This is a genomic window from Empedobacter falsenii (assembly GCF_019308355.1).
Taxonomy (GTDB): Bacteria; Bacteroidota; Bacteroidia; order Flavobacteriales; family Weeksellaceae; genus Empedobacter; species Empedobacter falsenii_B.
In genome coordinates this window covers 21,074-31,415 of record NZ_JAAGKM010000031.1, presented here as the reverse complement: position 1 = coordinate 31,415, position 10,342 = coordinate 21,074, and the positions used below count along the sequence as shown (strand labels likewise).

Here is a 10,342-nt window from a genome sequence, read left to right as displayed (position 1 = left end):
GAAAAAATCATCCGGAAATAGGTCTTTTGTTTCCATAAATATGTAAATATTAAATGTATAAAAAAAATTCTGCTCGATTTTAACCCAAGCAGAATTTTATACTTACACAGTTTTTGGTACAGTGTCGAAAATAATTAAAACAAAAAATCCACTTCTCTCGAAGTGGATTTTATATTTCTCGTAAAAATAATTTTCTTAAAACTCAGCAAAAAAAGCTTCTACTTTTTCTACGCCGTTTGCGTCTAAGGCTTCAACCAATTCTTTTTTGATTTCTGTTAATTCTTTCTTTTTCGCTTTTTTCAAAACTGGTTTTGCAGTTTCCAAAAAGTTTTCGATTTGTTCTAAACCACGAGAACTTAAGAATTTTTCGTCTGTTTTTTTCAATTTAGCGTAAACTTGTACCAACATTCTACATTGTTCCAAAGCCAAAACGTATTCTTTTACAGTTTCTAACGTAATCATATAATGCAACATCAATTGTACTGAAGGCATATTACGTTGATGACCAAATTTCGTGTATTTTTCTAATGCAATTCCAAAAGATTCTTTACTACGTTCGATATTTTTATTTAAAGCTGCAGAAATGACAACATTAAACCAATCGTCTGAATTATCAGAGTTTTGAGCGATATCGAAAAATGCATTATCCGCATTCTCAAAATCTTGTAAACTATAATATGATAAAGCAATTAATTTCTTAGCATCGTACAATTGTTTTGGGTCTTTCGCATCCAATAAACCTTCACAAATTTTGATACACATCTCGAAATTGCTGTTTCCAAATAAATCTCTCGCAGTGTTCAACAACGAATTAGTCGCATTCTGTTCCAACGCTTGCTCGTACATAAATTGACGTGCTCTCAAAACATCCTCGTATGTGATATAATCGTAATTGATTTTCATTTTTTTCGTCTCTTTGTTAATTCGCAACTAAATTAATTAAATCTTTAAGAAAGTACTTAATTATTTATCTTTTTTTAATAAATGTCGAATCACCGTTTCTGCCGCATGCAACCCGAATAAACCAGGCATCCACGAATTAGTTCCGTAAAACGATTTTTTATAATTTTTTCCATCCGTTAATTTAACCGAAGATTCATCAGGAACTTCTGTCGAAAAAACAGCTTTTACACCTTTATTAATTCCTTCTTTTTTTAATCGTTTTCTAACATTTTTTGCCAAAGGACAAACATCTGTTTTACTAATATCACGCACTTGTACTTTGCTTGCCAAATATTTTCCTCCAGCGCCCATATTGCTGATTACTTTAATTTTTTTGCGTTTTGCAGCTAAAATCAAATTAATTTTTGGTGTAACAGAATCGATGCAATCTAACACATAATCAAAATCTGGTGTGACGATTTCGTGTGTACGTTCTGGACTCAAAAATTCGTTAATACGTGTTAATTCTAATTCAGGATTTATATCCATCAAACGATCACCAACCACATCTACTTTATGTTGTCCAACTGTCGAATGCAAAGCGGGTAATTGTCGGTTAATATTTGTTATGTCAACAGTATCGCCATCAACAATAGTCATTTTTCCAACTCCTGCGCGTGCGATAAATTCTGCGGCAAAAGAGCCAACTCCACCTAAACCAACAACTAAAATGTTTGAATTTTTTAGGATTTCTAAACCTTCTTCTTTGAATAATAATTCAGCTCTTTCTTGCCAAACTGCCATTGAAATGTATTTTATTATGATTGAACTTCGTAACCGAAAACTGTTTTCCAATTTTCTGCTTGTTGAAGTTGTAATTCCTCGATTGTAATTTTTCTTAAATCTGCTGCAAAAGTATAAATTTCTTCAATAGAAATTTCGCTTGCATCATTTTCCAAAAAGAATTGATTTGCAGAAAGATTTGCAAATATAATTTGTAAGTTTTTGTTTGATAGAAGATTTTTACCAAAAGATGCAAAACAATTTTGCGCAATAATTTGATTGAGTAATTGCTCATTCTTATTGAAACCATGAAAAATAAACGGAATCGTCAATTTCATTTGTTTTTGAATGTGTAAAATTTCTTGATAAGCGCGAACCGAATGTATAATGACTGGAAGTTGATGTTGCGTTGCAATTTCTAATTGTTTTTCAAAAACATTGATTTGTAATTCAAAATCTGTTTCGCACAATTTATCCAATCCAATTTCACCAATCGCCAAACAGTTTTTATTCGAAATAGTTTGATTGATAATTTCGATTTCTTCCTTTATTGATGAGGTTTTGATGTAAGCTGGATGAATCCCAATCGAAAATAATTTAGCTTCATTATTCAACTCATTTGGAAACTGATTATACAGTTCCAAAACATCTGTTTGATCGGATAAATGATGTGTATGCGCGTTGAGAAACATAGTTCAAATTTAATCTTTTTCAATGATTTTTCGAAATGTTAAAATAGGAATAGAATTTGCTATAGGAATTTGAATGAATTCAGATCATATTTTAAGTCCAAAAATGTTGAAGTTTTTGCCATGGCTTGGTGCGATGGCAATTTTTATGCAAGCTTTGGACGCTACAATTTTAAATACATCTTTACCTACAATCGCAAAAGAATTAGGAAAATCGCCTTTAGAAATTCAGTCGATTATTGTTGCGTATACGTTAACAATCGCTTTGTTAATTCCTTTGAGTGGTTGGCTTTCGGATAAATACGGAACGAAAAAAGTTTTTCAATCTGCTATACTGATTTTTACACTTGGATCCACACTTTGCGCATTTGCCACAACTTTACCTTTTTTAGTCATTTCACGCGTTATACAAGCGATTGGAGGATCGATGATGGTTCCTGTTGTACGTTTAGCAATTTTATATGCTTATCCAAAAAGTGAATTATTAAAAGTAATTAATTTTATCACCATACCAGGGTTAATAGGACCACTTTTAGGACCAACAATTGGAGGTATTTTGGTTGAAACTTTATCATGGCATTGGATTTTCATCGTGAATATTCCATTCGGAATTATTGCACTTTGGATGACAACTTTTGCGATCCCCGATTTTAAACATCCAGTTTTTAAATTTGATATCAGAGGTTTGATTCTTTTTAGTGGAGGAGTTACTGTCTTAACATTGATTATGGAATTGACATCTTCTCGTGTGATTGGCCTGCAAACTGTATTGGCATTGACTGTAGTTTCTGCCTTTTTGATTGGTTTGTATATTTATCATGCAAAACATAAACAACATCCTTTAATCGATTTGAATTTGTTTAACATTAGAACTTTGCGAATTGGTATTATAGGAAATCTTATTACACGATTAGGAATTGGAGGAATACCTTTTCTTATTCCGCTTTTATTGCAAGTTGGTTATGGATATTCGGCTACTGTAGCGGGATTAATTATGATTCCATCTGCAACAAGTAACATTATTGCAAAATCGTTTGTTGTGCCAATTGTGAATAAATTTGGTTATCGAAATATGTTGATTTCCAATACAATAACTTTAGGATTAATCATTTGTATGTTTTTCTTTTTAGAATCGAAATCACCAATTTATTATATCATTCCGTTAATGGTTTTGAATGGATTTTTTAGTTCAATTCAATTTACGGCGATGAATACCTTGTCTTTAGCAGATTTGGACGAAAATACATCCAGCGAAGGGAATAGTTTATTATCGGTTACACAACAATTATCACTAACATTTGGAATTTCTGTAGCTGCATTAATTTTAGGTGTTTTTAGACAAGCAGGATTTGTAAATGGAGTGGAAGTACAAGCTTTTCGTTATTCATTTTTGACGATGGGCGTGATGACAATTTTATCAACTTACATCTTTTTCAAATTAAGAGAATCTGATGGCGCTTCAATGTCGGGGAAGAAATAAAATTTAGAACATAAAAAAATCTCTACCAAGTAGAGATTTTTTTCGTTTTATATTATTTTGATTTAATCATTGTAAAAATGATGGCGAAGTTCACCTTTCAAGTTTGCTTCGTATTGCGTTTTGAATTCTTCTTTCGAAAGGTTTTGACCTAATAAATAAATGGCTTTGGTAATTGCAGCTTCCATTGTCAAATCATAACTCGAAATTGCGCCCATATTTAGTAACGCATCACTTGTAGCATAACGTCCAAGTTCTACCATTCCGCCAGCACATTGCGTGTTGATGATAAGATGAACTCCTTTATTCGTTACTTCTTCCAGCAATTCAATAAACCAACTATCGGTAAAAATATTTCCTGTTCCGAAAGCCTCAATAATAAAAGCTTTCATGTTCGGAGCGTTTAAAACACTTTCGATAAAAGAACGATTCATTCCAGGGAAAATCTTCAAGACACCAACATCAGCATTTAGATTTTTGTTGATCGAAAGTTTATCCGTAACAACATTTTTTAACAATAAATCTTCTTTCACTTCCAGATGAACACCGGAAACTCCAATTACTGGATAATTCGGCGACTCGAAAGCATCAAAGTTTTCTGCATTAATCTTAGTTGTTCTATTCGCACGAAACAATTTATATTCAAAATACACACAAACTTCCTTGATAATTGGTTTGTCATTTTTACGTAACGAAGCCAATTGAATCGAAGTAATTAAGTTTTCTTTCGCATCTGTGCGCAAATCTCCAATTGGTAATTGCGAACCAGTGAAAATGACAGGTTTCTCGAGGTTATCAATCATAAAACTCATTGCAGAAGCTGTATACGCCATTGTATCTGTTCCGTGCAAAACAACAAAACCATCATAGTTTTCGTAGTTTTGTTGAATGGTTTCGGCAATTTCTATCCAATATTTAGGTTTCATATCAGACGAATCTATAGGCGTATCGAAACTATGATAATCGAAAGAACAATCTAACAGACCCAATTCCGGAATTTGTTTCAACAAATTATCAAAATTGAAAGGTTTCAAGGATTGGTCACCATAATCTTTCGCCATTCCAATTGTTCCTCCTGTGTAAATTAATAAAATTTTTGTTTGCATGCGGTTTGATTAATTTCTGGTTAAAATTAACCATTATAAAAAATCTGTACAACATCTTTTCTTAAACTCCGATATTTTGTAAATTGGATAAATAATTGTGAACAGAAATTTAAACTATCAACTTGATGAAACTATTACTTTTAGCCATTACAACTTTGTTAACATCAGCTTATGTTAATGCACAATCTGATGAAGGATTGTTTGAAGTTGAGTACGAAATGAACGGACAAGAACTGAAATCTTTTGCTTTTTCTACGGATAATTGTGCGCAGAATTTGATTGTGAAATCGTGGGAAAATTGGGTAACGAACAAAGAAGGTTCTTCTGCTTTTTTGAAAAGACATGAAGCGAGTAATATCAAGTTCAAAAATTCGCAAGATGTGTATAAATCTGTGATTAGTTTGGTTGATGAAGAAAATGGAAAAACGACTGTGATTAATACATTAACGGATCAAAATGGAATGACATTTAATAGTAATTCGGCAGAGTTTGATAAAATTTATGCTCAATTGCAAGATTTAGCAACAAAAACGAAGCAAGGTTGTGTACGAAATGAGTTGAGGTTAGCGAACGAAAATATGATTCGATTGACAAAAGAAAACGCTGATGCACAATTGAAAAAAGGAAACTCGATCAAATCATATCTAAAAGATAATAACACCTTATTGAAATTAGAAAGTAAAAAGCAAGCTTTGGGCGATAAGTTAGATTTGGTGGTGAATCAATTGGAAAGAGAATCGAATGACAAAGTAACTGATGGTTTGATGAAGAAAAAGATAAAAACAGAAAATTCTTTGCGATCGATAGAAGATCAAGTAGTAACATTGAGCGGAAAAATACAAATTGCCGAAGAGAACGATAAAGTTTTGGATGCAAAAATTAATCAATTAACAAGTCAAATTCAACAACAACTCTCGATTACCGAAAATTTAAAAAAGAAATATTCATCAATTGCACGATAATTGTTAGAGAAATTATATATTTACTAAATATCAACAAATAAATATTATTAAAATCAACTCGTTATGGGATTATTTTCATTTATCAAAAATGCCGGAGAGAAAGTCTTCGGAGGTGCAGAAACACCAGAAGAAAAAGCAGGTAAAGTACAAGAACAAGTTGCAAAGCAAGGATTTGATTTGTCAGGAGTAACTTTTTCTACTGATGGAGATAAAATTGTAGTAGCTGGACAAGCGTTGGACATCAACGAGAAACAAAAAATTTTAGCAACAGCAGGTAACATTGATGGAGTGGAAGGAGTAGAAGATCAATTAACATTGAAAACACCTTTGAGAATTGAGATTCCAGATTTATCTAAGACAATGTATACTGTAAAAAGTGGAGATTCTTTATCTAAAATTGCAAAAGAAGTTTATGGAGATCCAATGCAGTATCCAAAAATTTTCGAAGCAAACAAACCAATGTTAAAACACGAAGATAAGATTTATCCAGGTCAGGTTTTATATATTCCTCAGGATTAATACAATAGAAATAAAATATTAAGGTTAAAACTCCTACAACCAAATGATTGTAGGAGTTTTATATTTTTACAGCATGGTTTTTGCAGAATATATACTCGCAATAAAAAATAATAACATATATTCGTATAACTGAAATAAAAAAAATAATTATGAAAGTTTCAATTTTGCCAGTAGCGGTTATCGCTGCTTCAACTTTATTTAGTTGTGTGAGTCAGAAGAAGTATGATGAATTACAAAATAAATTCAATTCTGCTTATTCTGAGAACCAAGGATGTCAAACAGAATTGGCTGTAGCGAAAGCTAAATTAGCTAATTTTGAATCTAACCAAGGTCAGTACGAAAACACAGTTCAGAGTGAAAGAAATCAAATTAAACAATTACAAGAACAATTGAAAAATTGTATTAATGGTGGTTCTAAAAACGTTTCTGAATTAGTGAACGAAATCAATCAGTCTAACAAATACATCAAACATTTGATCGATGCGAAAAGCAAATCGGATAGTTTGAATATGGTTTTAACAAACAACTTAACGCGTTCTTTATCTAGCAATGAAGCAAAAGATGTTGATGTTAAAGTATTAAAAGGTGTTGTTTACATCTCGTTAGCTGATAACATGTTGTACAAATCTGGTAGCTACGAAATTTCACCTGCTGCAGGAGAAACTTTAAGTAAAATTGCGAAAATCATCAACGATTATAAAGATTACGATGTATTGATTGAAGGTAACACAGATAATGTGCCAATTTCTAAACCAAACATCCGTAACAACTGGGATTTATCTGCTTTACGTGCATCTTCTGTTGTACAAGCATTACAAAACCAATACGGTGTTGATGGTAAACGTTTAACAGCTGGTGGACGTGGAGAATATAACCCATTAACTACAAATGCTACTGCGGAAGGAAAATCTAAAAACCGTCGTACACAAATTATTATCTTACCTAAGTTAGATCAATTTATGGATTTAATTGGGCAAGCTCCAAAAAACTAATTTTGATAAAAAAATCAAATTAATATAGAAAGAGCCACTTTATAGTGGCTCTTTTTTTGTAACTTTTTCCAAATTTTAATCAATCAATACCAATGGAACTATATTATTCTTTTTCGGTTCTAATTGTTCTTGCTGCATTATTTTCTTATGCAAACCTTCGATTCCTAAAATTACCTGGAACAATTGGAATTATGATTATCGCCATGTTAGTATCTATCGCTATCCGTTTATTGGGAGATAGCTATTTTCCTGATGCTACAAAAGACATGTTTCAACTCTTTAATAGTTTAGACTTCAATGAAATATTGATGGGCGCAATGCTTAATTTTCTGCTTTTTGCAGGCGCAATGCACGTTAATATTCTCGATTTGAAAAACTTGAGATGGACAATTGCTACTTATGCTACAATATCAGTAGTATTATCAGCATTTATTATATCAGTAATTTTATATTACATTGCGCCATATTTTGGTATTCAAATTCCGTATATCTATTGTTTATTGTTCGGAACATTAATTTCTCCAACTGATCCAATCGTTGTATTAGGAATTTTGAAACAAGCAAAAGTTCCTAAAATTATTGAGACAAAAATTACAGGAGAGTCACTGTTTAATGATGGTGTGGCCGTTGTAATGTTCGCAGTAGTTTTACAAATAGCAACTAATCCAAGCTTTGATGCTGATTTTGCAAGTGTTTCAAAATTATTCTTGATGGAAGCTGGTGGCGGAATCTTACTTGGATTATTACTTGGATTTACAGCGTCTAATTCGATGAAAAAAATTGATGATTATAAAGTTTCAGCTTTAATTACATTATCGATTGTAATGGGAGGATTTTTGATTGCAAAAGAACTTCATGTTTCGAGCCCTTTAGCTATGGTTATCGCAGGTTTAATAATCGGAAATTATGGAAAAAAATTCGCAATGAGTAAAACAACTCAAGATTATTTAAACAAATTTTGGGAGCTTATTGATGAAATAATGAACGCCATTTTATTCCTTTTTATAGGTTTCGAATTGTTGTTAATAGAAGATTTAATGGATCAAATTCTATTAGGAATTGCCACAATTTTTATAGTCCTATTATCTCGAACATTATCAATTGTTATTCCAGCTCGTACTATTTTAAGAAAAAACACTTTTTCTAAAGGTTCACTTATTGTCTTGGTTTGGGGAGGAATTCGTGGAGGAGTTTCAATTGCATTAGTTCTTTCGATGCCAAATTCGGAATGGAAAGATTTGTTATTAGAGATTACATACATCGTTGTTTTATTTTCAATCGTTATTCAAGGTTTAACTGTAGGTAAAGTGGCTCATCGTGTTCTAAAAGACGAATCTGATGAAGCAAATAAAGAAGAAATGGAAGATTATCTTAATTCATCTAAATTGTAAATAATTATAAAATATACAATTAAAAGGAACAAGCGCATCTATAGATGCGCTTGTTCCTTTAACAGAAGTTTAGAACTTAAAATGGTTTAGTTCACGAATTAATCTTTATTTTTAATAGAAATTAGAACAAGCCAACAGAATGAAATTAAAAGATTTATCTAATCAACTCGAAATATCTTTAGGAAGTTTACAGAATTTTATCAATGATTTTAATATTGATTTGAGTTTTTGTATTGACGAAAATTTTAATGTAACACAACAATTTATAACATTTTCGGAAGAGAATAAAGATTTCTTAAAAAGATATGCCGAAGATTATTCCAAAGAAAAAACAATAGAAGAAATCGCTAAAACAATTGGAGCGAAAGAAGAAGAAGTGCTTCATTTTTTTGTAACAAATGGAATTCCTGCCGAGGTTGCAAAGCAGATGAAAACGGGAGTGTCAAGTTATTTGATTCATTCTTACATTGGGGGAAAATATCCGTTTATAGAAAAAGCATTTCCGCAATGCGAAGATTTTTCTGGTAAAAGTTTAGTTGGTTATACCGATTTGTATTTTTATATGACTGATATGTTAGATCCATTTATTAGCAAAGATCAAGGAGAAAGTTGGGGAATCTCAAAACCTGCTGGCTTGATTTTGTATGGACCTCCAGGTAGTGGGAAAATATATTGGGCAAAGAAAATAGCGGATATGATTGGTTACGAATTTGTACATATTTTCAATGATTATTTAGTTGGGAATTTTGATAACAAAAAGAATAAATTCTCCGATTTTCTTTCAAAAAAGATGAATCAACCTAAAACATTATTGTTTATTGATTCGTTCGACGAAATATTACATTCTACTTCTGTAAATACCATTTATCCCGAAATGGTCGATTTGTTTTATTCCGTTCTTAGACATATTCAGAAAAATGATACGAAAGAACTTTTGATTGTTGGAGCTGTTGAATCTTTAGCAAATTTGAATGATGAAATCGTTGCACCTGGTCGTTTTGATTTACATATTCCGATTTTTCCTCCAACTTTTGACGAGCGCAAACAATTACTTCTACATCACATGACTACGAATTTGGCGCAAGATTCTCCGTTATTATCAATTTTGAAAAATCAAAATGCGTTGAACAAAGATTTCTGGACGCCTTATGCGGCTGAAATGAAAATTTTCTCAAATACAATGATGATTGATTTTACACAATCGCTTAAAAAACGTTTATATGCATTATACAGAAAAGATGAAACGAAAAATATTGTGATGACAGAAAAGGTATTGTTTTCTGCATTTCAAGAAGCAAAATCGAAATTAACGCCTGATTATTTAAAACATTGCGCAATTTTCTTAACAGAAGCCAAGCAAAATGTTGGTCAAGATTTTCCGCATCGTCTGATCGAATTAAATGCTGATTTAGAGTTTTATTTATCATCAAAAGAAATTCCGATTACTAAAATTGGTTTCAAGCAAAGTGATGATACTGTTGAGATAAAATCGGTAGAAGAAAATAAAGAAACATAAAAAAAGCTCCTTGTAAGGAGCTTTT

The 10,342-nt window shown here is 31.6% G+C and carries 10 protein-coding genes; 6 read left to right on the top strand and 4 right to left on the bottom strand.

The window, feature by feature from the left end; genetic code table 11:
* Positions 1–195 precede the first annotated feature (195 nt).
* Genes G0Q09_RS11385 through G0Q09_RS11375 form a run of 3 tightly spaced genes read right to left on the bottom strand, consistent with a single transcriptional unit; the run spans position 196 to position 2,357 of the window.
* Positions 196–903: a hypothetical protein gene (locus tag G0Q09_RS11385; protein WP_125350289.1), complete on the bottom strand. Its 708-nt coding sequence runs from the start codon at positions 901–903 to the stop codon at positions 196–198.
* 60 nt (positions 904–963) lie between these two features.
* Positions 964–1,686, bottom strand: coding sequence for a tRNA threonylcarbamoyladenosine dehydratase (locus tag G0Q09_RS11380; protein ID WP_135836867.1), 723 nt, complete (start codon positions 1,684–1,686; stop codon positions 964–966).
* A gap of 14 nt (positions 1,687–1,700) precedes the next feature.
* Positions 1,701–2,357 carry a TatD family hydrolase gene (locus G0Q09_RS11375; RefSeq protein WP_219034957.1) on the bottom strand — a complete coding sequence of 219 codons (657 nt, stop codon included), beginning with the start codon at positions 2,355–2,357 and terminating at the stop codon, positions 1,701–1,703.
* 73 nt (positions 2,358–2,430) lie between these two features.
* Here G0Q09_RS11375 and mdtD point away from each other — a divergent pair, with 73 nt between their 5' ends.
* A complete protein-coding gene (gene mdtD / locus G0Q09_RS11370; protein WP_219034956.1) occupies positions 2,431–3,834 on the top strand; it encodes a multidrug transporter subunit MdtD in 1,404 nt (467 codons plus the stop codon).
* Between the two features lie 62 nt (positions 3,835–3,896).
* Here mdtD and G0Q09_RS11365 read toward each other — a convergent pair whose 3' ends face one another.
* Entirely contained in the window at positions 3,897–4,937 is a 1,041-nt protein-coding gene (locus G0Q09_RS11365) for an asparaginase (protein ID WP_180905964.1), read from the bottom strand.
* A 125-nt stretch (positions 4,938–5,062) separates the two neighbouring features.
* Between G0Q09_RS11365 and G0Q09_RS11360 the strand changes: the two genes are divergently transcribed.
* The 5 genes from G0Q09_RS11360 (at position 5,063) to G0Q09_RS11340 (ending at position 10,317) form a co-directional block, all read left to right on the top strand.
* On the top strand, positions 5,063–5,899 hold the full coding sequence (locus G0Q09_RS11360) for a hypothetical protein (protein WP_219034955.1): 837 nt from the start codon (positions 5,063–5,065) through the stop codon (positions 5,897–5,899).
* Between the two features lie 63 nt (positions 5,900–5,962).
* Entirely contained in the window at positions 5,963–6,418 is a 456-nt protein-coding gene (gene lysM, locus G0Q09_RS11355) for a peptidoglycan-binding protein LysM (RefSeq protein ID WP_219034954.1), read from the top strand.
* A gap of 149 nt (positions 6,419–6,567) precedes the next feature.
* Positions 6,568–7,410 carry an OmpA/MotB family protein gene (locus tag G0Q09_RS11350; protein ID WP_181816279.1) on the top strand — a complete coding sequence of 281 codons (843 nt, stop codon included), beginning with the start codon at positions 6,568–6,570 and terminating at the stop codon, positions 7,408–7,410.
* Between the two features lie 92 nt (positions 7,411–7,502).
* On the top strand, positions 7,503–8,801 hold the full coding sequence (locus G0Q09_RS11345) for a cation:proton antiporter (protein ID WP_125350234.1): 1,299 nt from the start codon (positions 7,503–7,505) through the stop codon (positions 8,799–8,801).
* A gap of 139 nt (positions 8,802–8,940) precedes the next feature.
* Positions 8,941–10,317, top strand: coding sequence for an AAA family ATPase (locus G0Q09_RS11340; protein WP_219034953.1), 1,377 nt, complete (start codon positions 8,941–8,943; stop codon positions 10,315–10,317).
* The last annotated feature ends 25 nt before the right edge of the window (positions 10,318–10,342 follow it).